Annotated in this window: 25 protein-coding genes; 20 read left to right on the top strand and 5 right to left on the bottom strand. The window is 47.4% G+C overall.

The genetic code is table 11. The features are described from left to right. Positions 1-7: 7 nt before the first annotated feature. Complete coding sequence (locus Q9R25_RS08900; RefSeq protein WP_214686041.1) at positions 8-514, bottom strand: hypothetical protein; 507 nt, start codon at positions 512-514, stop codon at positions 8-10. 188 nt (positions 515-702) lie between these two features. Between Q9R25_RS08900 and Q9R25_RS08895 the strand changes: the two genes are divergently transcribed. After that, positions 703-1,464 carry an SDR family oxidoreductase gene (locus Q9R25_RS08895; protein ID WP_311283061.1) on the top strand — a complete coding sequence of 254 codons (762 nt, stop codon included), beginning with the start codon at positions 703-705 and terminating at the stop codon, positions 1,462-1,464. 64 nt (positions 1,465-1,528) lie between these two features. Here Q9R25_RS08895 and Q9R25_RS08890 read toward each other — a convergent pair whose 3' ends face one another. Beyond that, positions 1,529-2,308: a response regulator gene (locus Q9R25_RS08890; RefSeq protein ID WP_159562966.1), complete on the bottom strand. Its 780-nt coding sequence runs from the start codon at positions 2,306-2,308 to the stop codon at positions 1,529-1,531. After that, positions 2,289-4,070: a sensor histidine kinase gene (locus Q9R25_RS08885; protein WP_311283060.1), complete on the bottom strand. Its 1,782-nt coding sequence runs from the start codon at positions 4,068-4,070 to the stop codon at positions 2,289-2,291. The genes Q9R25_RS08890 and Q9R25_RS08885 overlap by 20 nt, the downstream gene beginning before the upstream one ends. A 186-nt stretch (positions 4,071-4,256) precedes the next feature. Between Q9R25_RS08885 and Q9R25_RS08880 the strand changes: the two genes are divergently transcribed. The 4 genes from Q9R25_RS08880 (at position 4,257) to Q9R25_RS08865 (ending at position 9,043) form a co-directional block, all read left to right on the top strand. Next, the gene (locus Q9R25_RS08880; protein ID WP_311283059.1) at positions 4,257-6,212 is read left to right on the top strand and encodes a HAMP domain-containing sensor histidine kinase; all 1,956 of its coding nucleotides are present in this window, start codon (positions 4,257-4,259) and stop codon (positions 6,210-6,212) included. Between the two features lie 98 nt (positions 6,213-6,310). Next, entirely contained in the window at positions 6,311-7,084 is a 774-nt protein-coding gene (locus tag Q9R25_RS08875) for a flagellar hook-basal body protein (protein WP_311283058.1), read from the top strand. Positions 7,085-7,095: 11 nt separating this feature from the next. Then, positions 7,096-7,878 carry a flagellar hook-basal body protein gene (locus Q9R25_RS08870; protein ID WP_311283057.1) on the top strand — a complete coding sequence of 261 codons (783 nt, stop codon included), beginning with the start codon at positions 7,096-7,098 and terminating at the stop codon, positions 7,876-7,878. A gap of 61 nt (positions 7,879-7,939) precedes the next feature. Next, a complete protein-coding gene (locus Q9R25_RS08865; protein ID WP_196431263.1) occupies positions 7,940-9,043 on the top strand; it encodes a glycerate kinase family protein in 1,104 nt (367 codons plus the stop codon). Positions 9,044-9,059: 16 nt separating this feature from the next. Here Q9R25_RS08865 and mscL read toward each other — a convergent pair whose 3' ends face one another. Next, positions 9,060-9,440, bottom strand: coding sequence for a large conductance mechanosensitive channel protein MscL (gene mscL, locus Q9R25_RS08860; RefSeq protein WP_196431262.1), 381 nt, complete (start codon positions 9,438-9,440; stop codon positions 9,060-9,062). A 194-nt stretch (positions 9,441-9,634) separates the two neighbouring features. Between mscL and Q9R25_RS08855 the strand changes: the two genes are divergently transcribed. From Q9R25_RS08855 to Q9R25_RS08810, 10 genes are all read left to right on the top strand, one after another. After that, entirely contained in the window at positions 9,635-9,895 is a 261-nt protein-coding gene (locus Q9R25_RS08855; protein ID WP_031422281.1) for a DNA-directed RNA polymerase subunit beta, read from the top strand. 13 nt (positions 9,896-9,908) lie between these two features. After that, positions 9,909-10,331, top strand: a complete 423-nt coding sequence (gene fabZ / locus Q9R25_RS08850) for a 3-hydroxyacyl-ACP dehydratase FabZ (protein ID WP_031422282.1) — start codon at positions 9,909-9,911, stop codon at positions 10,329-10,331. Between the two features lie 11 nt (positions 10,332-10,342). After that, the gene (locus Q9R25_RS08845) at positions 10,343-10,798 is read left to right on the top strand and encodes a hypothetical protein (protein ID WP_074035755.1); all 456 of its coding nucleotides are present in this window, start codon (positions 10,343-10,345) and stop codon (positions 10,796-10,798) included. Between the two features lie 97 nt (positions 10,799-10,895). After that, on the top strand, positions 10,896-12,632 hold the full coding sequence (locus Q9R25_RS08840; RefSeq protein WP_311283056.1) for a methyl-accepting chemotaxis protein: 1,737 nt from the start codon (positions 10,896-10,898) through the stop codon (positions 12,630-12,632). Positions 12,633-12,695: 63 nt separating this feature from the next. After that, the gene (locus Q9R25_RS08835) at positions 12,696-13,745 is read left to right on the top strand and encodes a C45 family autoproteolytic acyltransferase/hydrolase (RefSeq protein WP_196431260.1); all 1,050 of its coding nucleotides are present in this window, start codon (positions 12,696-12,698) and stop codon (positions 13,743-13,745) included. Positions 13,746-13,803: 58 nt separating this feature from the next. After that, the gene (locus Q9R25_RS08830; RefSeq protein WP_012727334.1) at positions 13,804-14,082 is read left to right on the top strand and encodes a hypothetical protein; all 279 of its coding nucleotides are present in this window, start codon (positions 13,804-13,806) and stop codon (positions 14,080-14,082) included. A 116-nt stretch (positions 14,083-14,198) separates the two neighbouring features. Beyond that, positions 14,199-15,737, top strand: coding sequence for a glucose-specific PTS transporter subunit IIBC (ptsG, locus tag Q9R25_RS08825; RefSeq protein WP_311283055.1), 1,539 nt, complete (start codon positions 14,199-14,201; stop codon positions 15,735-15,737). Between the two features lie 23 nt (positions 15,738-15,760). After that, positions 15,761-16,564: a MurR/RpiR family transcriptional regulator gene (locus Q9R25_RS08820; RefSeq protein WP_012727332.1), complete on the top strand. Its 804-nt coding sequence runs from the start codon at positions 15,761-15,763 to the stop codon at positions 16,562-16,564. 5 nt (positions 16,565-16,569) lie between these two features. Next, positions 16,570-17,265, top strand: a complete 696-nt coding sequence (locus tag Q9R25_RS08815) for an N-acetylmannosamine-6-phosphate 2-epimerase (protein WP_311283054.1) — start codon at positions 16,570-16,572, stop codon at positions 17,263-17,265. A gap of 137 nt (positions 17,266-17,402) precedes the next feature. Further along, on the top strand, positions 17,403-18,341 hold the full coding sequence (locus Q9R25_RS08810) for a sensor domain-containing diguanylate cyclase (RefSeq protein ID WP_214736527.1): 939 nt from the start codon (positions 17,403-17,405) through the stop codon (positions 18,339-18,341). A gap of 108 nt (positions 18,342-18,449) precedes the next feature. Here the strand turns inward: Q9R25_RS08810 and Q9R25_RS08805 are convergent, their stop codons facing one another. Further along, complete coding sequence (locus Q9R25_RS08805) at positions 18,450-19,079, bottom strand: class I SAM-dependent methyltransferase (protein WP_159562956.1); 630 nt, start codon at positions 19,077-19,079, stop codon at positions 18,450-18,452. Between the two features lie 64 nt (positions 19,080-19,143). Here Q9R25_RS08805 and Q9R25_RS08800 point away from each other — a divergent pair, with 64 nt between their 5' ends. The 5 genes from Q9R25_RS08800 to Q9R25_RS08780 all read left to right on the top strand — a co-directional run bounded on the left by Q9R25_RS08800 (position 19,144) and on the right by Q9R25_RS08780 (position 24,209). After that, positions 19,144-20,625, top strand: coding sequence for a cryptochrome/photolyase family protein (locus Q9R25_RS08800; RefSeq protein ID WP_311283053.1), 1,482 nt, complete (start codon positions 19,144-19,146; stop codon positions 20,623-20,625). 200 nt (positions 20,626-20,825) lie between these two features. Continuing rightward, positions 20,826-21,413 (top strand): glycerol-3-phosphate responsive antiterminator, encoded by a 588-nt coding sequence (locus Q9R25_RS08795; RefSeq protein ID WP_084543122.1) that lies wholly within the window; start codon positions 20,826-20,828, stop codon positions 21,411-21,413. Continuing rightward, positions 21,410-22,501, top strand: coding sequence for an ABC transporter ATP-binding protein (locus Q9R25_RS08790; protein WP_311283052.1), 1,092 nt, complete (start codon positions 21,410-21,412; stop codon positions 22,499-22,501). The genes Q9R25_RS08795 and Q9R25_RS08790 overlap by 4 nt, the downstream gene beginning before the upstream one ends. After that, positions 22,498-23,403 (top strand): carbohydrate ABC transporter permease, encoded by a 906-nt coding sequence (locus Q9R25_RS08785; protein ID WP_311283051.1) that lies wholly within the window; start codon positions 22,498-22,500, stop codon positions 23,401-23,403. Before Q9R25_RS08790 ends, Q9R25_RS08785 begins: the two co-directional genes overlap by 4 nt. Then, on the top strand, positions 23,400-24,209 hold the full coding sequence (locus Q9R25_RS08780; RefSeq protein ID WP_047794841.1) for a carbohydrate ABC transporter permease: 810 nt from the start codon (positions 23,400-23,402) through the stop codon (positions 24,207-24,209). Before Q9R25_RS08785 ends, Q9R25_RS08780 begins: the two co-directional genes overlap by 4 nt. Positions 24,210-24,219 lie beyond the last annotated feature (10 nt).

Raw genomic sequence — 24,219 nt, 5'->3', positions numbered from 1 at the left:
CATCCTTTCAATATGTATTTGAAACAGGAAGGGGTAACTCTGATTCAAGTTGACGTTGGAGACGGTTGGTAAGTCCTGTTGGGTGAGACATTAAGCCGATAGAAATATGTAATGGGAATAGGGTATGTAAGTCGCCAGGATAATATGAGCCATCTCGAGGTAACGTATGATTGACAATCCGAGAGACTCCTGAGGAATGGTCAATGTGTAAGACGATTGGAGCAGATATTCCGGTCCCTCGCTCAAGTTGTTGATGGTTAGGATAATATTCTTGTAGAAGCACCCATACATACACTTCCTGTCGAGTCGTACTCGTCCCGAGGATTTGATAGCTGGCATAAACATCCCCACCGAAATTAGGAGACATGACTTGAGTTGTCAAGTAGCGCTCCAACACGTTCTGATTGACGTCGACGGATTGGGTAAGCGTGACAAATGATTCATCCGTCAAGGCAGCATAGAGCAAAGCACTCAATATCCATGTACAAAATGTCGTTATGATCAACTTTTTCAAATAAGCGCCTCCCAATACCGATGTGATGAATCATATATATCCATCATATCTAAAGAGGATACGAATATATAGTTCATTCATGGGAAAAATTGTATATAATGAAATCATTAATCAATGAGAGGGGAATCATGATGGCACCGATTCACTAATGAACTGAACAGAATAATCAAATAGAATCGGAGGACATCATGAACAAACCACTTACACTCATTACTGGCGTCAGTCGCAATCAAGGCATCGGTGCTGCGATTGCGCGAAAACTTGCTTCTGAAGGACATGACTTGTACTTGACGCACTGGAGTCCGTTTGACGCTAAAGAAGGAATCGGGGAAGAAATTGGCTTCATCGAACGATTGGTTCAAGAACTGACTGAAGAAGGGGCCCGTGTCGAGCATGAGGCATACGATTTGGCTTCAGGAGACGAGGTCGGATTACTTGATCGAATGGAAGCTAAACTTGGTATACCGAGCAGGCTAATCCATAACGCGACCTATGAGCGACATGTCAACGTTGAGAACTTTACAACCGACGTATTGAGAAAACATTACCTGGTGAATAACGAAGGGACACTCGGACTCACCTTTGCGTTTATTGAGCGCTATAAACAAGCGGGACATCAAGATGGGCGAATCCTGTTCTTCGTATCGGGGGGACCGGATGCGAATAACCTGGCCTACATCGCAACGAAAGGTGCATTGATTGCCATCACACCTGCGTTGGCGAAAGGATTAGGAGAATACGGCATTTCGGTGAATGCGTTCGATCCGGGACCGACGGATACGGGTTGGATCAATGACGAACTTCGAGAACACTTGCTACCATTATTTCCTTACAAGCGAATGGGGACGCCTGAAGATACGGCTCGCTTCGTCGCTTTCTTGATGGGCCCAGACGGCGCATGGGTGAATGGCCAACATCTTCACGTTGACGGAGGGTTTACTGGGCGCTAATAGAGAACGTTCGATGGATACAATAAAAAAAAGACATCTCACTTTAAGTGTGAGATGTCTTTTTTCAATGCCATGTATAGTCTTTATCAACAAATAAACGATTTTTTAAGTCTGTTTTAGAAATTGAAGGATTTGGTGCATCAAGCCAATCGTAATAATCACAGGCACAGGAATCACCAAGTTCGATAGAATAGCCATTATTTATTGTATTAACAGTTATATCGAGTTCATGTTCAGCTAACGTCTTTTTCAATCGATAAATCGTGTTGTATACGTTGTGTAAGGCGCGTTGTGGTTCATCGATGTCCGGGTAAAGGGTTTCGGCAAGCACCCACTTATTAATGACCTGCTTACGATGAAAAACTAAGTAGGCAAATAACTCCTCTGTTTTTTGTGTTGGCCACTTCACAAGATTTCCATCTTGTGTTCGTACCGAAAAACGATCTAGAAATTGTATGCGACAAGATTGATTGAGATTCTTTTGTTGAATCGCCTCATAGCGCTGGATGATACGCGGAATGACGTTATGAATCATCTGCTCTGTGATGGGCTTCAACAAGTAATGCGTGGCATGCAAATTGAACGCTTCAACGGCATACTGTTGATGGGCGGTCGTGAAGACGACTTGTGTCCGTTCCGGCAAATAGGTCGCCAATTCGAGCCCCGTCATTTCAGGCATCTCGATATCTAAAAAGACAAGGTCTACCGGGTGCTCTTGAATAAAAGTGAGAGCTTGAACCGGACTTTGGAATGAACCAATCCACTCAAGAGACGGCTCCTCTTTTACAATCCGCTCCATCATCCCTAAAATATGATGTTCATCTTCAATTAAAATCGTACGCATCTAAATGATTCGTCCTTTCCTGTTTTGGTAAACGCAGGTGAATGGTGGTGCCTTTTTTCAAAGTGGAGGCTAAGTCAAACGTTGCACCATGAAGGTGTTCGATTCGACTTTTAATATTGCAAATCCCAATCCCAGATGTTTTGTTTGATACGTTTGGATCAAAACCACTCCCTGTATCTTGAACATAAATCTCAATCATTCCTTTTCGTTCCTGGATAGAAAGTGTCAATCGCTTTTGTCCTGGGTGTCGATAGAGACCATGTCGCACGGCATTTTCAACGAGTGGTTGAATTAATAAAGGTGGAATCGAACAGTCGAGAAGAGATTCATCAATTTCTTTCTCGACGTAGAACGAATCACGAAACCGTGTCTGTTCAATGGCGAGATACGAGTCAATCATATCGACTTCTTGACGAATCGATATCTCGTTTTCAGTTCGACCATTTTCAAAAATGAAGCGGACATAAGTGCTCAAGTGACTGAGTAGACGAGCCGCATCGGGTGGAGATGTGTAACAGAGTGCAATCACATTCCCGAACGTATTGTAAAGGAAGTGAGGTTTGATTTGAGCATTAAAGAAGGACATCTCGTGCTGAGAAGCCAACACCTCGACTTGTTGCTTTTTCCTTTTGTCGGTAGACAAGTGAATCGGTAGAAGTAAAAACATCAATAGGAAATAGATGATGGTAAACGTATTGGCGTACAGCTGCTGATTGGGCGAGACGATGAACGTCGACGTCATGATTCCGATATACCCGACGAGTTGGGCGAGCGTGAAAGTTAGTAACTCGAGCGGATTGCCTGTCTTGTACTTTTCAAGAAGCCATCCAATATTCAATCCGACCCAGAAGAACGTGATAAATAAAACGATCATCCATACAAAGTATTCATACACTTCGTAAACGGAAGAGGGCAGGAAGATGGCTAGTACAGTCAATCCATATAGTGGATATCTCGAAATGGCCAAAAACCGGTCAAATGACACACGTTCCAAACATCGCGAAAACTCGATTAACATGATGATGCTCAGTAAGGCTAAACTTAACGTCAACTTATCACTACCCGAGATCCACATGCCGTCTCGGGACATGATTGAAAAACTCGTCAACAAAAAGAAAGCTGTTCCGAAACCATACAACCGTTCATTTCGGTGAAAGAGATAGACGATGGCATAGAACATGGCAATCAAAAGTGAAATGAGCAACATGAAAAATTCGTAGCCGGCATAAGCATTTTGAGTGGTCATGATGGCATGTAACGGTCCGACCAATATACTTTCTTCGATGGGTGCGAAATTACCTGCCTGTCGTTCATGTTGAATCGTCAGTCGGAATTGTTTTGTCTCATCATCGAGCAGGAGGAGAGACGGCTGCTCGACGAGACGATTGTTTCCAATTTGTATCGTTTCAACCATTTTCCCATCTATCAAAATCTTAGAGGATGATAGGGACTTTGGAATGAGCAAGGCATACGTACCGGTTGGCAACGCGATATCGAGTTCGTAGGTAGATTCACGATAAGGGGTTGTAAACGGAATGGTTCGATAGGAGCGACGATCAACTTGGCTGACAATTCCTGACTCATAACGCCATGAGCCGTCTAGTCGTAAAATCTCTTCGTCAACAGTAGAAGAGAGAAGAGAAGCTTCGCCCTTGTCAACGGTGACGGTTGGATTAATCGACTGATGTCGAATCAATAAAGTGAGACTGACGCCAATCAACATCACAAGGATGAAGATAAACGTCATTCGATTACGCGTCATGTGCACATTCCCTTCAATCTTTGTGAGTTTCTTGTGAGGTCCTTCCGTTATTCTTCCTATTAGGTGAATGGATTTTTGAAGTGACTCTCCGTCTCATCATCGTACCCGAACTTTTTTTGTTTGAACAGAAAAAGTCATTCACCGTACGAGGTGAAGCATTCTAAGAGTGAAGGAAGAAGGCATTCCATGAAACGTTGGATTGAACAACGCATTAGTCGACAAGTTATGACAATTTTCTATATATTGATTGCCTTAGTGACGCTCACGTCAATTGGAACCTATTTTTATACACAGCAATCGATTCAAGAGACGACCGTAAAATTAGAAAGAATCAGTGAGCAACGTGCACGGGCGACAGACCTGTTTGAAACGTGGCAATCGATGCAATATGAATTACGAGGGCACGTCCTGCTAGGAGAACGTGCGCTATTAGAAGAAGTAAGAACAGCTCAAACGAACATCGACGAGCAAACGACCTGGTTCGAAGAACAGGCAAGAAACGCGGAAGAAATACAGTTCGCAGAGGATGCGAGACTTCTCTTCTCCATTTATACAACACGCGTCATGCCGGCACTTGAAGAATATGTGGTTGCGAAGCAGGCAGGAGAAATTGATGAATCCTTCCTGCAAATGCGTACGGTCGGGCAATTCATGCCGAAAAATGAAACGTCGACTCAGACGCGATTTAAATTGAACTCAAGTAGTGCTGCCGATATGAGCGCGAGCATCGTCGATATGGAGTCGGTCTTTACCGACTATCGACAAAATCTTGATTTTCAAGAAAGTGAATTGCGAGATGCGCTGTCAAAACAGTTGGTGAAAGCCCAATGGATGTGGCTTTTGATTCTACTCGGGGCATTGTTCATATTGTTTGTCGGGTTGCAGCCATATATTTTAAGGTTGACCAATCAACTGCAGACGCTGATGGTTAACAGTGAGCGACTTGCGAGTAATCCGAGTGCAACGCTCATCCCGATTAAACCGCTACAAAACGAAGTCGGACAACTGTCGAAAGCGTTTAATGAGATGGCGACCTCACTTAGGAGCCAACAAGATCAAGTGAATCTCGAACGAGAGAAGACCGCTCGAATTTTGCACACGATGCGCGATTCTATCGTCTACACGGAACTCAAGACGAATGAACGCTTTGGGAACAGTGCGCTCTTTGAGTTATATGAACATCCGATTCCATCAACAGAACGGGGCAGTCTATACCCGATTGCGATGTATTACCCGATGTTCATGAACCAGATTGATGATCAAGAGGGACTGAATCGCTTCACGAAGCGTGCTAAAGAAGAAGGTATGTTCGACGAAGCGTTCACGTATACGATGCATGAGGGTCAGAAAACGATTCGCATGTACGCCGAACCGATTGATCTTCAAAATGAACGTGTAGGTGTCATCTTCGTTTCACGAGATATTACCCAGGAAACAGAAATCAATCGCTTGAAAACAGAGCTTGTAGCGACAGTATCACATGAGCTTCGGACGCCCCTTACCTCGATTCTTGGTTTTTCAGAACTGCTCAAAAGTCGTCAATTGGAAAACACGAAGCGAGAGCGCTATTTAGACATGATTGCGAGTGAGACAAAGCGGCTCGAACGACTCGTGAGTGACTTGCTAGATGTTCAAAAAATGGAGGCGGGTATGAGCGTACCTGACTTTAAAGTAGAGAGTCTATATGATTTATTATCAGATCTACTCGAAATCCACGCAGGGTCGACGGAGCATCATTTCTTCCACTTTGATTGTGATGAATCGCTATTCGTCGCGGGAGATCCGGCCCAATTACGTCAAGTATTCTCGAACATCTTGAACAATGCCATCAAGTATTCTCCACGCGGTGGGAATGTGACAGTCGATGTCACGTGTGAAGATGACACGATTCAAATCGGGATCACGGATGAAGGGTTAGGACTTTCGGAAGAAGATGCAACACGAATCTTTGATAAATTTTATCGTTCGGCATCGGAAGAAAGTAAACGCATTGGTGGAACCGGATTAGGTTTAGCAATCTGTAAAGAAATCGTTCAACTGCACGGTGGTACCATCTCTGTTCAATCTCAACTAGGAGAAGGAACGACGATGATTGTCGAGTTACCGATGGTCGACCATGTCAATGAAGAGAGTTCATCCTAATTTATGGGATGAACTTTTTTTGAAAAAACGGTGAATGTCACGCTCGTTTGGTACGATATAGAGAGTGAATCATGTTATAGGATGAAAGGAAGACGATTATGCTACGCGGATTATATACAGCAGTGGGAGCGATGAATGCCCTGCAACGCCAACAAGAGATTTTGAGCAACAACCTTGGTAATGTGAGAACACCAGGCTTCAAAGCGTCTGATGGCGTGGTACGTTCGTTTCCGGAGATGCTTCTTGCACAAGTCAGCAATCCGGATAACGCGAAATCGCGCGTGAAGGGAGAAGTAGGTACCCTATCAATGGGCGTCTATCTTCAAGAAACAATGCCCCGATTCTCAGCTGGGAGTATCACAGAATCCGGTAGCCCGACCGACCTGTATTTAAAGGCACCTACTGATTTTGCGGGAGCCCCGATGTTTGCAGTCGAACAAGGCGGCGAGACGTTATATACGACAAATGGACGCTTCTCGATCGATGAGACGCTCTTCCTTCGTTCTGCGGACGGCGGATATATCCTTTCTGATGAAGGGGAACGAATCCAATTACCATCGAGTGAGTTTCAAGTTGGGAAAGATGGCGTCATCACATCGCTTGGACAAAACGTGGCGACTCTTGGTGCCTACCAAATCGATGACTTGACGACTCTTGAACAAGTCGGCAATGACTGGCGTGTGACGGGTGATGCCCCGGCGCCGGCCCAGGTCGAAGTACTACAAGGATTTATTGAAGAAGCGAACGTCAACCTCGACCAGACGATGGCAGACTTGATGATGACGTATCGTCAGTTTGAGGCGAATCAAAAGGTCGTCCAAGCGTATGATAAAAGTGCCGAGCGGGCAATCGAAATCGCTCGTATTCGTTAAGGAGGAACACCATGCAGTCCATTTATAACTCGGTCAACTCTCTGTCTCAACTTCAGCGTCAATTAGATGTGACAGGTCACAATATCGCAAACGTCGATACGGTCGGCTTTAAGCGTCAACAGGGGCATTTTGCTTCGCTATTGTCGCAGGCGTATAACAACCAACCGCGTCCCGAATTCGAAGTCGGTCGAGACACACCGAACGGGATTCGGATTGGAGTCGGGGGACATGTCGCCGATATTACACAGCAGTTCAATATCGGACAAGTACGTACGACAGATCGTGGATTGGACGTCTTTTTAAAGGCGAGCCGTCAATTTTTTGTCGTGAACACGCCGAACGGTGTCGGGGTGACTCGAAGTGGAAACATGCAATTGTCAGTCGGTGACGAGACGACGCTCGTTGATGTGAACGGGAATCCGCTTCTTGGAGATGACGGTAATCCAATCACGATGCCGAACGATGCGACGAATCAGCGCATTCGTCAAGACGGTGTGGTCGTTGCGAATGTGAATGGCGTTGAACAAGAATTCGGACGTCTCGACATCGTAGAAGTCCGCAATACGTCGGAATTACGTCCGCTCGGAGATAACGTGTTCGCAGCGGATTTGGAGACCGAAGTCGATCGTCCACTCGGAAATCTATTGATTGAAGGGACACTCGAGTCATCGAACGTTGATTTGACGAAAGAGATGACTGATATGACAATCACACAACGAGCATATCAAATGAACTCACGGGCGATGTCAATGAGCGATCAGATGATGGGGCTTGTCACGGCGTTACGTCCATAACGCATACCGCTTCTCGAGCCGAGAAGCGGTTTTTTTTATAGACAAAGGGGGAGAAGCATCAATGCGGATTGTAGTCGCGATGGATTCATTCAAAGGCTCACTTTCGAGTATGGAAGCAAATCAAGCGGTCCTTCGTGCGCTTGAAGGGCATGAGGTCACCATCATACCGATCTCTGACGGAGGAGAAGGTTTTTTGGATGCTTGGATTGCGACACATGCAGAAGGAACCATTATAGAAGAAAATGTCGTGTGCTTGGATGGAATACAGCGCGTTGCACGTTTTGGTTTCGAGCCGTCAACGAGGCACGCGGTAATCGAAGTGGCGGAAACAGCAGGATTGACACTCCTCGCTCATGTCGATCCGTGGCGCTACAGTTCAGTCGGAGTCGGTCAACAGATCGTTCAAGCGCTAGAGCGTGGGGCGAAGATCATCACCATCGGGCTCGGAGGGAGCGGAACGATGGATGGTGGGAAAGGATTGCTCGAAGCGTTAGGTGTTCGTTTTCTTGATGCGAACGGCTCTGTGTTATCGACCATTCCCCATCGACTAGAAGAAGTGGCATCAATTGATTGGTCCGGTCTTCATCCGCGTGCGCGCGAGGTCGTATGGAGAATGTCTTCCGATGTACAGAACCCATTGATTGGTGGAAGTGGAGCAGCCTATGTGTTCGGACCCCAGAAAGGATTGGCGGCAGATGTAGTGAAGCGATATGACCGGATCCTCGATCACTACGCGAACTGTTTTGAAGTGGATAGAAGAGCACTTCCTGGAGCAGGGGCGGCTGGCGGCATCGGCTTTGCGCTATTGCAGCTTGGTGCAATCTACGTGAGTGGCATCGAAGAAGTGGTCAGTTGGTCTAAGCTCGAAGAACAGTTAGAAAAAGCAGATTGGCTGATTACAGGAGAGGGTAAATTTGACGCGCAAAGCTTTGAGGGAAAGGCACCGTATGGGTTGGCACGCCTTGCGAATACGCATGGGGTCCCGACCCTCGTCTTCACCGGACAGTCCGATTACACATCGCATATGGAGTCCGGCATCGTCGCCATTTTTCCAATCGTGTCTCGGATCATGACGTTAGAAGAAGCGATTTGGGAAGCAGCTCCGTTGCTGACGAATGCGGTCCAACGCGTGCGTCACCTCATTGAAAAGGCGCCACGACAGTAGTCGGGCGCCTTCGCATTCATAAAGAACGATTTTTTAGCAGATCACGAATCTCTGTCAACAGTTGCTCTTCTTTCGTTGGTGTCGGAATAGCAGCTTCCTCCACTTCTTTTTCACGCTGTAAACGATTGATGACTTTGACAATCAAGAAGAGGGCGATGGCGATCAAGAAGAAGGACACAATCTGTTGAATAAAATTGCCATATAACACGTCCACTCCGAGTACACTTGCTTTTAAGCTAGAAAAATCGATTCCTCCAATAATGATTCCGAGAAGCGGCATAAAGATATCGTTGACGAGTGAGTTCACGATTGCAGTGAACGCTGCACCGAGTACGACAGCAATCGCCAAGTCGATGACGTTCCCCCGCATTGCGAATTTTTTAAATTCATTCCACATAGACAAACCTCCTGACGTTGAATAGTCTAAGCGTAGCATATTTGAAGGGAAAGAAATAAATCGTTCGACTTCTATCAGGGAAGGATGCTTGTTCGACTTTTCTGCATAGGGTACACTAAAAAGGTAGCAATTTACGCATTTTAATACCAGGTACTAATATGATATAATCATTTTAGCTGAAAGGATGGTTGGACGTGGCGAACGATGAACAGACGAGTTCGGAAGAACAAAAAGGTTCACCAGAACAAGAGACGAAGCAGAAAAAGCAATCGCGATTATCGAATCATCGTCGATTCCCGATTTTACTGCGCGTGCTCGTTGTTTTAGTGTTGGCAATCGCGATGCTCGCCCTCGGAGCGGTCATCGGATATAGCGTCATTGGCGGAGGCGATTGGAAAGATGTATTTGACATCGAGACCTGGCGCCATATCACCGATTTTTGGCTAACCTCTTAAAGGCGGTGGATGGATGTATACAATTGAGCAAATCAAAGAAGTAATCCCACACAGATACCCGTTTCTGTTAATTGATCGAATTATTGAAGTCGAGGAAAAGAAGCGTGCTGTTGGATTAAAAAATGTCACGGCGAATGAAGAGTTCTTTAACGGGCATTTCCCAGACTATAACGTCATGCCAGGTGTCTTGATTGTTGAAGCACTCGCACAAGTCGGTGCTTTTGCAATGTTGAAAGACGAATCGAATCGAGGCAAGCTCGCCTTTTTTGCAGGGATTGACAACTGCCGTTTCAAACGCCAAGTCGTCCCGGGTGATCAACTTCGCCTCGAGGTAGAAATCATGAAAATTCGTGGACCAATTGGTAAAGGACGTGCCGTGGCCACGGTCGACGGAGAAGTTGCTTGTGAAGCAGAACTCACTTTCGCCTTGAAGTAAGGAGAAATGGGATGCGTGCTTTAGTCATTGTATTATTAGTTGGCTTGATGACGATTGTGGGTTGTCAGCAGCTCCAGACAGAAGAGTCGAGTGAAGAGAACGTCGTTTACGAACAAAATGTGGATGAAACGATGATTGATAAACGTGCAGGACAGTCCGATGCAATCGCCGTTTCTCTTGAGCGAACGAATAACACGACGATGCTCTTCACGATTCGAATGCTCGAAAATCGTCGTCTTGATCCGACGACGGTCATGAGTTATGAGGTCGAAGGCGAACGCGTTGCGATTCCGTTTGGTGAACTGATTGCAGAGCGTGAAGAGGATATTCGGACGTATGAGTATCAGACGGACGTAGACCCGGATCTGTTCGTATCAGAGACACTTCCACTCTTCCATCTCGTTGAAGAAGGTGAATCGGAAATCACGATACCACTCGAAGTCATTAATTCGACAAATGGTGAATAAGAAACAGGCGATGTTGTCGAAAATCGCCTGTTTTTTTGTGGAGATAAGTCTATTCTATCCGATAAAAAGAGTAAGGAGAGAATGGAGGAATTTTGAGATGAAACAGAAATCAGAGTCGTTACAGACGCGCATTCTAGCATCAATGTTGGTCTTCGTCACGTTGCTCATCATTTTGTTTGGAGTAGTGCAATACTTCAGTACGAAGCATTCCGTACTCAGTACGTTACATGCGACGTTAATTGAAGATGGTGAACGGATTAGTGAATCATTGGATGTCGATGCCTATGCATCCTTCGTAGCGAATCCGTCAAAAAATGAGCAGTATGAGCAGTTTCGTGAATACTTAGATGCATATCGTCAGCAAATTGGAGCGATGTATGTATACACGATCGCCACAGAGGGCGAGGAAGTTCGAATGATCGTGGACGGATTGAGCGAAGCGGATGCTGCGGAGATTGGTTCTCCGACTACAGCGATGACGTATGAAGGAGCAAAGCCCGCATTCCAAGGTGAGACCGTCGCAACCGATGTCATCGATGATCCGGAGTACGGGAAGTATGTGACGGTGCTTGTCCCGATTAAACAAGGGAACGAGGTAGTTGGGGTACTCGGAATTGATAAAGCTGCTACTGAGGTCTCCGCGATTACAGGAGATGTCTTAAAAGAAAGTTTAGTTCCAATCTTAATCGGTTTACTCGTGCTCCTTGTCGTTTCGGGAATCATCATCTGGCGTTATCTTGGCTGGAAATTGCGTCCGCTCCAAGCATTAGAGCGTGTGGCCACATCCATTGCTGAAGGTGATTTGGCGACAGCGACGACTGCGGTTGAAGGTATTAAGTTAAAATCTAATGACGAAATCAAACGTCTGACGGTGTCGATGGATAAGATGACACATATGTTAAAAGATTTGATTTCCGGCATTCAAACGTCGGCACAGACGGTACGGGATGAGAGTGGCAACGTTTCAGGTATCTCAGAAGAAGTAAATGATGCCTCTCGCCAAATTGCCTATACGATGGAAGAAATCGCAAGCGGTGTTGAGAATCAAAGTGTCTTGACGATGCGTCTTTACGGACATATGAATGAATTTTCGACACTTGTCGAGCAAACGACATCAGACGGAGAACAAGTGAGTGAGCAGGCGGAAGTCGTCAGTCGGGTGACGATGGATGGTCTACGTTACATGGAGAGTGCCGTCGACCAAATGACTCACATTCATGCGCAAGTGAAAACATCACAAGGACAAGTCCGCGACTTTGAACAACAAGCGGACGAGGTGACGGAACTGGTCACGATGATTCGTCAAATTTCACAACAGACAAACTTGCTTGCACTCAATGCAGCGATTGAAGCGGCTCGGGCCGGTGAACACGGAAAAGGGTTTGCCGTCGTCGCCTCGGAGATTCGGAAACTTTCGGATAGTGTCGCTGAGTCTGTCAGTGAAATTTCGGAAATCGTCGGAAGCGTCAAACAAAATTCGATTGCGCTCGGTCAAACCTTTACAGAGAGCATGACGGCTGCAGAGGAAGGGAAAGCGACACTTGAATCAACGAAGCGTGCGTTCACTGAAATCGAACAGAGCGTTCGTCACATGCAACAATTGACGAGTTCGATGCGTGGCCAACTCGATCGAGTGAAGACGAACCAGGACCACATTCAACATGGACTGTCTGAAATTGCTTCGATTTCAGAAGAAAGTACGGCCGGAAATGAGGAAGTGGCTGCTTCGACGGAACAGATGTCGGCGACGAGTGAGACGATGAATCGTCTCGTAAAAGATTTGTCGAGCACGGCAGAGGACATGCAACGAATGAGTCAACAGTTCAAGTTATAAACAGTCTCACTTCAGACAGACCTCTCGTGCGTCCGCTATAATGGGCGCAAGGGAGGTTTTTTCATGCAACAATTCTCTAGTGAACTGACACAGTTTCGGGGAAGTCATTATGACTTCGGACGATTTCAAGGAAAATATATTAAGCGCAGTCAATTGCTCGAAAATCGGACGGATCAGTGGAAACTACGCGTTCCGCGATTTGAGATTGATGCCACTGAGGCGAAGGCTGCCTTCGATGAATTTGCTCCAAAGATTTGGGAAGAGTTGATTGGGTTACAAGATGAGCTGAAGCTGTCGCTCAATGACACGTTACTTCATTTTGGACATTTTCGAGTCAACAATCCAATCAGCGGCTGTTCGATTTTGACGGGGGATAACTTTCTCGTTCGGAATTACGATTATCACCCGATGACGTATGACGGTCGATACAACGTCTTTCAACCGGATGACGGGTATGCGGTCATCGGACCGGTCTCTCGTGTCACCGGACGTATGGACGGAATGAATGAAAAAGGACTTGCCATGGGCTACAATTTCATCAATCGTCGTCGACCCGGGGACGGGTTTGTCTGTCAAATGATTGGACGAATCATTCTAGAAACATGTGCGACGGTGGAAGAAGCAGTCGATTTATTAAAAGAGATTCCGCATCGCGGGTCATTCACATACGTCGTCCATGACAAATCATCGAAAACACGTGTAATCGAGGCGACGCCTCGAGACATCCAAGTACGGGAATCGAATATCTGTACAAACCATTTTGAACTACTCCAACACGAGAATCGCTATCATCTTGATGATTCGACTCGTCGCATGATGGAAATCAAAGTCGTGCAACACTTGATTCAAGATGCGGAGAGCGCATTCCGTCTCATGAACGACACCGACAAGGGCGTCTTTTCAGAATTGTACAAGAGTTGGGCGGGAACGATTCATACGGCTGCTTATTTCCCTGAAACGCTCGAGACCTGGTTTGCGCTCGGTGGAGACCGTGACCCGGTCATCTTCGACTTCCAAAAATGGCTCGATGGGGAAGATTTCGATCTTCATGCACTTGACGGTGAATTGGCGACAGATATCGAGTTTGCGAATACGGTTCAACTTTGGCGCTGACGTTTGTCAGTGCTTTTTTTAGGAGAAACGGGAATACCCATTATAGGAGGGATGAAAGATGAAACGATTTGGAATCATACTCATCATGCTGACACTTGTTACACTACTCGGAGGTTGTGTTCCGGGTGACGGGACGTACACGACGGATCCGGCAGGTTTTTTCTGGGGTATTTGGCACGGATGGATTGCACCGATCTCACTCATTTTAGGATTATTCAATGATACGTATCGTGTGTATGAAGTGAACAATACCGGCTGGTTCTATGATTTAGGATTTTACATCGCTGTCATCAGTGGATTTGGTGGATTGACGTTGACGCGGAAAAGTCGAGGGTAATCTGGAGTGACCAAACGAGGTCACTCTTTTTAAAATCTTTTTTACCGTAAACGCTTGCATAAAAATATTTTTCGTATTATGATTCAGGTGAAAATGATTTTAAGGAGGATTTATTCATGTCACGTCTCTTTGAACGAGCGCAACAATTCGGGAAATCGTTCATGTTGCCGATTGCTGTCTTACCGGCCGCTGGACTACTGTTAGGAATTGGGGGCGCCTTGTCTAACCCGAATACGGTGCAAGCGTACCCGTTCCTCGACATCGACTGGTTGCAACATCTATTTACCATTATGGCGGCTGCCGGTTCGATTGTATTCGCGAACTTGGCTGTGTTGTTTGCCATCGGTGTCGCTGTCGGACTCGCGAAGTCTGATAAAGGAACGGCCGGATTGGCAGCGATGCTTGGGTATTTGATTATGAATGCGACCATCAACGCAATGCTTCAGATTACTGGAGAGTTGATGGAAACGAACTTAGCGAGTGCCGGTCAAGGGATGGCGCTCGGAATTCAAACCCTTGAAACTGGTGTGTTCGGTGGGATCTTGATTGGGATTGTCACGGCGCTCTTGCATAACCGCTACAACAAGCAAGTGCTTCCACAGTTCCTCGGGTTCTTCAGCGGATCACGTTTTGTCCCAATCATCACGTCATTCGTTGCGATTGGTGTAGGGATTGGGCTCTACTTCATCTGGCCGACGGTGCAGAACGGGATTTTCTCGTTAGGTGGTCTCGTTGAAAAAACAGGATATATCGGAACATTCATTTATGGGTTCGTCCTTCGGATGCTTGGACCATTTGGGTTGCACCATATCTTCTACATTCCGTTTTGGACCACTGGGCTCGGGGGCTCGATGGTCATTGACGGATCATTGATCGAAGGAACGCAAAAGATTTTCTTCGCGCAGTTGGCTGACCCGAACACGACACAATTCTATGAAGGAACAGCACGATTTATGTCGGGTCGATTCATTACGATGATGTTTGGTCTTCTCGGTGCGGCGCTTGCCATGTATCACTGTGCAAAGCCGGAGCAAAAGAAAGTCGTGTTCGGTCTTTTGGTCTCGGCAGCACTCACCTCATTCTTGACGGGAATCACAGAGCCACTCGAATTCGCATTTTTGTTTGTCGCGCCGGTCCTCTATCTAGTACATGCTATCTTTGATGGACTTGCTTTTATGATGGCTCACATCTTTGAGATTACGATTGGTCAAACATTCTCTGGTGGGTTCATTGATTTTATCTTATTCGGGGTCTTACAAGGGAATGACAAGACGAACTGGATGCTCGTACCGGTCATCGGTGCCTTCTGGTTCTTGCTCTACTACGTAACGTTCCGTTTCCTCATCACAAAGTTCAATTTCATGACACCTGGACGATCGGATGAGACAGTAAAAACAGCAGACGTTGCGGCGTCGGATCGTACGTCAGCCATCATTGCGGCACTAGGTGGCGACGACAATATTGAGACGGTCGACTGCTGCGCGACACGCCTCCGCGTCACCGTCAACGACAATCAACATGTCCGTGAAGACTTGTTGAAAGAGACGGGCGCTCACGGGGTGGTTCAAAAAGGGAATGGAATTCAAGTAATCTACGGTCCTTCTGTTACAATTATTAAGAATGAAGTCCAAGAGGCGTTAGGCCGGGGCGAATAACGAATGTGTTGGAGGGAAGAACCGTGTGGGAGCAAATAAAACACGTGTATTCAGAAATGACGGGCAGTGAGAAAAAGATTGCGGATTATCTGATGGCGAACATGAATGAGGCAATCGAAATGAACATTACCGATTTAGCAAATGCGATTGCGACTTCACCAGGGACAATCACGCGGTTTTGCAAAAAAATCGGAGTGGGAAGTTATAGTTCACTGAAGCTCATGATGCAAAAGACGTTGACGGAAACGAATTTGCCCCAAACGACTTCGCTCGAACCGATGCAGCGGTCATACATTGAATTGATTCAGACGACCGCTCATTTAATTGATCAGGATGAACTACTTGCGATTTGTAAAGAGATTACATCGAGCCGATCCGTTCACTTATACGGATTAGGCAACGCCGGACTAGTGGCACAGGAAATGGAATACAGATTGAGACGGATGGGATTGTTGGCGACTACCGCTTTCGACAGTCACAGCATGGTCATGGACGCATCGATTGTCACGTCAGAAGACGTAGTCATTGCCTTTTCGAATAGTGGAGAAAGTCGAGAAGTCGTCCAGGCGATGCAACTCGCGAAAGAGTCGGGGTGTACGACAGTTGCATTCGTCGGTTATCAACATTCACCACTTGCTGAACTTGTCGACTATCGGTTGTTGACTGCCGGTGCCTCCGGTGAGGCATTCTTGATTAATACACAACTCCCACTTCTCTTCACAGCCGACGCGGTGACGAAGACATTGATGGAGACGAATGAAGCATTAAAAGCGCATTATCTACAAACACTTAAAGCGCTTGATCGTTTAAAAGAAAGAAGTGAATAACTATTATGATAACGTTACCGACTGGATTGATTGTTTCGTGCCAGGCTTTAGAAGGTGAACCGCTCCATAGTGAATTCATTATGGGACGGATGGCTATTGCGGCCGTTCAAGGTGGCGCCAAAGGAATTCGAGCCAATTCAGCGAGGGATATTCAAGAAATAAAAAAACACGTGACTGTTCCGATTATTGGTATCGTCAAACGTGACTATGAAGATAGTGACGTGTTCATCACAGCGACCATGAAAGAGATCGAGGAATTGATGGAAGTCGGTGTGGACGCCATCGCGCTCGACGCGACAAAGCGTCCTCGTCCGGGAAACCTGTCACTCCAAGAACTGGTTCACGCTATCCGCTCGATTTATCCGAATCAATTGTTGATGGCTGATTGCGCGACCCTCGAGGACTGCATTGAGGCGGATCGCCTTGGTTTCGACTATATCTCGACAACTTTGCACGGATATACAGACGAAACGAAAGGATCTCTTCTCTACCATGATGATTTCAAGTTTTTAAAAGATGTGTTAGATCACGTGACACAGCCGGTCGTGGCCGAGGGGAATATTTTGACACCTGAGATGGCAAAGCGTTGTATGGATTTAGGAACGCACGCGGTCGTTGTAGGGGGAGCCATCACCCGTCCGCATCAAATCACGGCACGATTCGATGCAGCGCTCACTTCGAGTATGAAGAGTTCGCTGTAAGAATGAATCAATCAGGACGCTATTCAATACCTCACGACGCGATGGACGTCGTGAGGTATTTTTTATATATCGGTACAGGGAAAGACCAAACTGTTCGATATAATGAGTGTGGATGATTTTTAGCGTGGAGGTGCCATATGCACTCATATGAGTTTCAAATGTATCGGAATTTCGATGAGCTAGCGATTGACTTGATTGAGTTAGCAAAAGAAATAGTACCAGATAAACTAGTCTATCTCACGTCAATTGAGAATGACACCCAACATATACTCAAACTGTCCTCACAAGATTCTCCTATCCTACTTGAAGAAGGCATGTCCTTTGATTTGAAGGATACGGTATGTAATCGAATCGATTTCAATCAACGAGAAGTTTTGATGTATGAAGACATCGAATCGCAGATTGAATCGACGCGACTTCAGGCATTACTGCGCGAAGTGAACATCAAGTCGTATTTGGGAATCCCGATTCTGACGAAGAACGGGGATATTTTCGGTACGCTCTGTGTCGCCAATCATAAAAGCGCCCAGTACGATTCAAAAAGTGTCCGCTTGTTGAAGCGCGTGGTTCGTATGTTCAGTTACTATTTAGAACTCGAACGTCGTGCCTCACGGGATGAATTGACGGATCTTTATAACCGACATTACTTGAATAACTATTTTGAGACGAATCCGAATCAAGGTGGGGCACTGTTCTTGATTGATTTAGATGGGTTCAAATGGGTGAATGACACATTCGGTCATGATGAAGGGGACCTCGTCTTGAAAGAAGTGGCGCTTCGTCTGAGACGTTTGATGGAGCCGATACCTGATTCGAGAGTGTATCGTTTAGGTGGGGATGAATTTCTTATAAAAATCGCACATGCGTTATCAAAAGAGACTGTCATTGGGTATGCTGAACAAATCTTGTCTGTATTGAAAGAATGGGACGACCATCTCCCGTTATCAGCGAGCATCGGCATCGCTCAATATGATTCCGACGAACAGGCGGACCTCGGTCGATTGTTGAAAGAGGCAGACATTGCACTGTATCAATCTAAATCGAGCGGGAAGAACACGTACAAGTTTTATAAATAACGTCAGAAGGCTAAACCGATGGATTACGATTGGTTTAGCCTTCTGTTTTCGCATTCAGCACCAACGAACCGATTGGCGTGAAAGGATCGAATGAAAAACGGGTAGTGATTAAGAGTTCGGTTTGCATCCCGTAACGGCGACCGTATGATAATCACGGGAGTCCGGTCCACGTTGTACCGATACGTCCTTGAATCCGAGACTCACCGCTGCGGGGATAAATTGATTCCGAATCATATCGGAGATGTCGTTCCATTCGACATCACCTTTCCCGTCACAGTAGGTGATGACAAATGTGCCATTCGGTTTCAAGACGCGTTCGATTTCAGACAGAACGGTCGTGACATCTCTCCAGAAATATAGTGTGTGAACGCTGAACACGTGATTGACGGATGCGTCCATCATCTCAAATTGATGCAAATCTCCTTGAATCAACTTCGCCCGTTTTGTTTGCATCGAAGCATGATTACGCTGTCGTGCTGAATCGAGAATCGTCTTCGAACGGTCGAGACCCATGACATGTACGTCAGGATGTCGTTGAAGGATGGTCGCCATCGCATCGCCGGCCCCGCACCCGAGCTCTAGAACGGTTGTACCAGGTTGAATGTCTAACTGTTCAATCGTCCATTCGACTTCGACCCGGTGTTGGCGTACCATCTTTTCCCCGATATACTTTCCGACGGGACCCCTTGGATTCTCGTATTGACTGTCAATCCATTTCAGTAGCACTTGTGGTAACACATCATCACCTCACTTCGAAAGTAGCTCGATTGTAGCACATCGATGAGACAAAGGAGTCAACAACATGCGTTCATTTTGGATACTCGGCAACCAACTCTCGCACGAACTTGCGATGTTGAAGGATATGAAAGAAGATGACGTCATCGTCATGATTGAGGCGACATCACGCGCATCGTGGCGTCCGTACCATAAACAAAAGCTCGTCCTGATCTTCTCTGCGATGCGCCACTTTGCGGAAGAATTGCGTGATAAAGGATATACCGTAGATTACCACGAAGCGGATTCGTTCCAAGAGGCGTGGGACAACCATGTGAAACAGTACAATCCGGACGAAATTCATATCACCGCCGTCACGGACGAACCGATGGCGAAAAAACTGAAACAGTTCGGTAAGAAACATCACCTTGTCGAACATACGGATGTCCCGCTCTTCTACTTATCAAAAAAGGAAGCGACCGAGACGCTCGGAAATGAACCGTGGCGGATGGATCGTTTTTATCGTTACATGCGTAAGCGATTCGACGTATTACTCGAAGACGGGAAGCCTCGCGGTGGAAAATGGTCATTTGATACGGATAACCGAAAACCACCGAAAGAAGGACTATCGTTTCCATCTGCCATCCATTTCCGTCCAGATTCGATCACGAAAGACGTCATCGAAAAAGTCGAGTCAACGTTCTCGGAGCATCCAGGAGAGGTGACCCCGTTCCATTGGCCGGTCACACATCATGAGGCGAGACGTGCGCTAAAACGGTTCGTAGAAGAGCGTCTTGAGACGTTCGGCCCGTATCAAGATGCGATGATGACGGATGAACCCGAGATGTCGCACAGCCTGTTGTCAGCTGCCATCAATATCGGTCTACTGACACCGCGAGAAGTCGTTGATGCGGCATGTCAGGCGGATGCACCGCTATCGTCGATTGAAGGATTCGTCCGGCAAATCCTCGGTTGGCGGGAATATATGCGCGCCGTCTATCTCGCTGTCATGCCCGGTTATGAAGACGTGAACACGTTCAAGCATGAACGCGACTTACCGTCCTTCTTCTGGGATGCGAAGACGGATTTGAACTGTCTGCATCAAAGTTTGAAACCGGTCGTCGCGCATGCCCACAATCATCATATCCAGCGACTGATGGTGCTCGGAAACTATGCGACATTGTTCGAGATTTCACCGCAACAGACGAGCGACTGGTTCAACGAGATGTACATCGATGCCTATGACTGGGTCGTCTTACCGAACGTTCTTGGGATGGCCCTTCATGCGGACGGTGGAAAGCTCGCCACAAAACCGTATGTCGCTTCCGGAAAATATATCGACCGGATGAGTGACTACTGTCGGGATTGCGCATACAACCCGAAACATACGACAGAAGACGACGCCTGTCCGTTCAACGCCCTCTATTGGCGGTTCATCGATCGTCACGAGGAACGATTCTCGAAAAACCAGCGGATGAAGATGATGGTCCGCAATTGGCAAGGACGGGATGATGATGTGAAATCCGATATCTTAGCGAAAGCCGAACAGACGTTGACCGATTCCCCGTGAATCGGTTTTTTTACGTTCTCTTCATGAAACTTTGCGATTTCTTTATCGTGTCTTTACAATCGTTCGTTACGATAGGAGCTGTGAGACCCCCTCACTCCAAGTGAATAGTTACCGGTAGAACCTTTGAGAGACCAACAGAAGCCCGTACGTCGATGACGTGTCGTTTCTGTTGGTCCTTTTTTGAAGAGAGGATGATTCAAGTGAATGAAGCGATTGCACGAATCGGACAAGAACGGATGATTGCCTCCATCAAAAGTCCAAAACAAATCGAGGCGTTTTTACGGACAGATGTGACGACGACGTTTCTCATGATGGGAACGCTCAGTACACTCGACCGCTATGTGGCGCACTTGAAGCGAGAGAATCGAACGGTCTTCCTCCACGCTGAGCGAATCAATGGCATCAGCCTCGACCGGGACGGGATCGATTACCTCGCCAAACGTGTCGGCGCCGATGGGATTGTCACGACGAAAGCATCCGTGCTCCAGCATGCGAAGCGAGCGGGGCTCTTGACGGTACAACGACTCTTTCTCGTCGACTCGGACGCGGTCACGAGCGGGCTCAAGCTCGCCGAGGCGCAACAACCGGATGCGATTGAACTCATGCCTGGTCTGATTCCGAGCGTCGTCGAGAAGATTTCCCGGGACGTCTCTTTTCCGATTGTGACAGGTGGCATGATTCGTCAACCGATTGACGTGCATCGCGCCCTCGATCATGGGGCATTCGCCGTATCGACCGGGGATGAACGACTTTGGCACGTACAAAGTCAGAAGGAGGAATTAGCATGAAATCGATACAACTACAACAACTGGCGAAATCATTCGGGGAGACGGAAGTCATTCGAGGGATTGACGTGACGATTGAAGCAGGAGAGTTCTTCGCACTCGTCGGTCCGTCCGGCTGCGGGAAGAGTACGATGCTTCGGATGATAGCCGGGCTCGAATCCATCACAAGCGGAACGCTTCGCATCGACGGAGTGGCAGCAAACGGGATGAAGCCGAGTGAGCGTCACTTGTCAATGGTGTTTCAAAACTATGCGCTCTACCCACATATGACGGTTGAGAAAAATATCACGTTCGGTCTACATACGAAAGGACTGACGAAGCTTGAACAGCGGGAGCGTTGCCTACAGGCGGCGGAGACACTCGGGCTCACCGATTACTTAAAACGGAAACCGCGCGAACTCTCCGGTGGTCAGCGACAGCGTGTCGCCTTGGCACGTGCCATCGTGACCGAGGCACCCATTTGCCTGATGGATGAGCCGCTTTCGAACTTGGATGCGAAACTACGGGCAAAGATGCGTTCAGAGATTCGCCAGTTACAGCGAAAACTCGGACTGACGATGATTTATGTCACCCACGATCAAGTCGAGGCGATGACGATGGCGGACCGCATCATGCTCCTCAATGAGGGGAAAGTGCAACAAGTCGGAAAGCCGCTCGACTTATACAATAAACCGGCGAATACGTTCGTCGCTTCCTTCATCGGGTCACCTCCGATGAATCTCGTCGACGTGACACGACAAGAAAAAGGCTGGATGGCATCAGACGGGCGGTTGTTCCATCCAAACGCACTGACGGAAATGTCGCAGGCGACACTCGGTGTGCGTCCTGAGCAAATAAAGCCGGCGGATGAAGATGTGACGTTTTACGCAGAACTGAAGAATATTGAAGTGCTCGGGACCGAGACAATTCTCGCTTTTGACATCGGGGGGAATGAATGGTTGGCAAAATGGCCGGGGCAATGGCCGCTCACGGTCGGCGAAAAAGTGGCGTGTTATGTGGATCCGAAACAGATGTCGCTATTTGATACGAACGGACAGCGCATTGAGCCACGACAACCGAAACTGTTTGAGGCGTTGGAGGTGTTCCAATGACGGTCGCCTTACCGAGAGAGAAAGTCCGGACACGGCTATCTGACGCAGCGAGCGGATTGTTGTACTTGTCTCCGTCCATTGTCTTGTTCGGTGTCTTTCTCGTCTATCCGCTGTTGCGAACAATCTATTTAAGCTTTTTCCGGACCGACACACAGGGGACACCACTCGAATTTGTCGGAGTCGGGCACTATAGCAATTTGTTCACGAGTGCCGCATTTTGGCAAAGCATTCAGGCAACGGTCGGATTCGTCCTTTTGACGGTCCCGCTCACGATTTTGATTGCGCTAGGTCTCGCACTCCTCGCCAATGAGAAACTGAAAGGGATCGGTATTTTTCGGACGGCGTTCTCAGCGACGATGGGGATGAGCGTCGCGGCGTCATCGGTCATCTGGATGTTCATGTACAATCCGTCGATTGGTATCTTCAACCGGTTCCTCGAGGCTGTGGGGGCAAATGGCGTGCAGTGGCTCCTCGATCAACAATATGCGCTCCTTTCCGTGTCACTTGCGACCGTTTGGATGAATATCGGCTTCACGTTCTTGATTCTACTCGGTGGTCTGCAAAACATCGACCGGACGTTGTATGAGAGTGCGGACATTGCCGGGACGAGTTATTGGACGCAACTTCGGGGCATCACCATCCCGATGTTGTCGCCGACACTTTTCTTCGTCGGGATCATCTCGCTGATCAACGCCTTCCAGACGTTCGGACAGATTGATTTATTGACGAAAGGTGGACCGACGAATGCGACGAATGTCATCGTCTATGCCATCTACAAAGATGCGTTTATCAATTATAACGTCGGCAGTGCCAGTGCCCAGGCCGTGCTCTTATTCATCGCCGTCCTTCTGTTGACGTGGCTCCAGTTCAAACTGGTCGAAAGGAAGGTGCATTACCAATGAGATTACGGAATATAGGCGTCTATGTCTTACTCATCCTGAGTGCCGTCGTCATGCTGTTTCCAATCGCCTATGCGTTTTCGATCAGTCTGATGGACGGGAAGGAAGTGCTCCAGGGACATCTCCTTCCACGTGAACCTTCATTGGAAAACTATGTGGCCGCGTTCGAACGCATCCCGATGATGACGTACCTGCTCAACAGTTTGATTGTCGCGCTCCTCGTGATGGTTGGACAGGTCGTATTATCGAGTCTTGCAGCATTCGCGTTCGTCTTCATCGACTTTAAAGGAAAAGGGCTCATCTTTATGCTTTTCCTGGCGACGATGATGGTGCCATGGGAAGCGACGATGGTCCCGAACTTTTTGACAATCCAGTCGCTCGGTTGGCTGAATAGTGTTTGGGGACTGTCTGTGCCGTTCTTCGCACTCGCATTCGGGACGTTTTTACTTCGGCAACAGTTCAAAACGATTCCGTATGAAATGTACGAGGCATCCCAAATTGCCGGGATCAGTCGCTTCCGATTCTTTTGGAACGTCGTCTTGCCGGTCTCGAAGACACCGCTCGTCACATTGTCGGTGTATAGCTTTTTGACGACTTGGAATATGTACTTATGGCCGCTTCTCGTCACGAACACGGAACAGGCGCGGACGGTCCAAATCGGCATCAAACAGATGCAGTCGAACGAAGTCGCCTCGGATTGGGGCGTCGTCATGGCGGCCGTCATCTTGATTATCATTCCGACACTTGTATTGTTGTTCGCAGGACAAAAGCACTTGCAAGAAGGATTGACGCAAGGCGCTATCAAATAATAGGGGGATA

Origin of the sequence: Exiguobacterium sp. BG5(2022) (assembly GCF_031844365.1) — a bacterium.
Classification (GTDB): domain Bacteria; phylum Bacillota; class Bacilli; order Exiguobacteriales; family Exiguobacteriaceae; genus Exiguobacterium; species Exiguobacterium profundum.
This window is presented reverse-complemented; position numbering and strand designations above follow the sequence as displayed.

What these genes read in the sequence shown, in the direction of transcription:
- Q9R25_RS08895 (WP_311283061.1), top strand. Translation starts at nt 703, where the DNA reads ATGAACAAACCACTTACACTCATTACTGGCGTCAGTCGCAATCAAGGC.
- Q9R25_RS08890 (WP_159562966.1), bottom strand. Translation starts at nt 2,308, where the DNA reads ATGCGTACGATTTTAATTGAAGATGAACATCATATTTTAGGGATGATG.
- Q9R25_RS08885 (WP_311283060.1), bottom strand. Translation starts at nt 4,070, where the DNA reads ATGACGCGTAATCGAATGACGTTTATCTTCATCCTTGTGATGTTGATT.
- Q9R25_RS08880 (WP_311283059.1), top strand. Translation starts at nt 4,257, where the DNA reads ATGAAACGTTGGATTGAACAACGCATTAGTCGACAAGTTATGACAATT.
- Q9R25_RS08875 (WP_311283058.1), top strand. Translation starts at nt 6,311, where the DNA reads ATGCTACGCGGATTATATACAGCAGTGGGAGCGATGAATGCCCTGCAA.
- Q9R25_RS08870 (WP_311283057.1), top strand. Translation starts at nt 7,096, where the DNA reads ATGCAGTCCATTTATAACTCGGTCAACTCTCTGTCTCAACTTCAGCGT.
- Q9R25_RS08865 (WP_196431263.1), top strand. Translation starts at nt 7,940, where the DNA reads ATGCGGATTGTAGTCGCGATGGATTCATTCAAAGGCTCACTTTCGAGT.
- mscL (WP_196431262.1), bottom strand. Translation starts at nt 9,440, where the DNA reads ATGTGGAATGAATTTAAAAAATTCGCAATGCGGGGGAACGTCATCGAC.
- fabZ (WP_031422282.1), top strand. Translation starts at nt 9,909, where the DNA reads ATGTATACAATTGAGCAAATCAAAGAAGTAATCCCACACAGATACCCG.
- Q9R25_RS08845 (WP_074035755.1), top strand. Translation starts at nt 10,343, where the DNA reads ATGCGTGCTTTAGTCATTGTATTATTAGTTGGCTTGATGACGATTGTG.
- Q9R25_RS08840 (WP_311283056.1), top strand. Translation starts at nt 10,896, where the DNA reads ATGAAACAGAAATCAGAGTCGTTACAGACGCGCATTCTAGCATCAATG.
- Q9R25_RS08835 (WP_196431260.1), top strand. Translation starts at nt 12,696, where the DNA reads ATGCAACAATTCTCTAGTGAACTGACACAGTTTCGGGGAAGTCATTAT.
- Q9R25_RS08830 (WP_012727334.1), top strand. Translation starts at nt 13,804, where the DNA reads ATGAAACGATTTGGAATCATACTCATCATGCTGACACTTGTTACACTA.
- ptsG (WP_311283055.1), top strand. Translation starts at nt 14,199, where the DNA reads ATGTCACGTCTCTTTGAACGAGCGCAACAATTCGGGAAATCGTTCATG.
- Q9R25_RS08815 (WP_311283054.1), top strand. Translation starts at nt 16,570, where the DNA reads ATGATAACGTTACCGACTGGATTGATTGTTTCGTGCCAGGCTTTAGAA.
- Q9R25_RS08810 (WP_214736527.1), top strand. Translation starts at nt 17,403, where the DNA reads ATGCACTCATATGAGTTTCAAATGTATCGGAATTTCGATGAGCTAGCG.
- Q9R25_RS08800 (WP_311283053.1), top strand. Translation starts at nt 19,144, where the DNA reads ATGCGTTCATTTTGGATACTCGGCAACCAACTCTCGCACGAACTTGCG.
- Q9R25_RS08790 (WP_311283052.1), top strand. Translation starts at nt 21,410, where the DNA reads ATGAAATCGATACAACTACAACAACTGGCGAAATCATTCGGGGAGACG.
- Q9R25_RS08785 (WP_311283051.1), top strand. Translation starts at nt 22,498, where the DNA reads ATGACGGTCGCCTTACCGAGAGAGAAAGTCCGGACACGGCTATCTGAC.
- Q9R25_RS08780 (WP_047794841.1), top strand. Translation starts at nt 23,400, where the DNA reads ATGAGATTACGGAATATAGGCGTCTATGTCTTACTCATCCTGAGTGCC.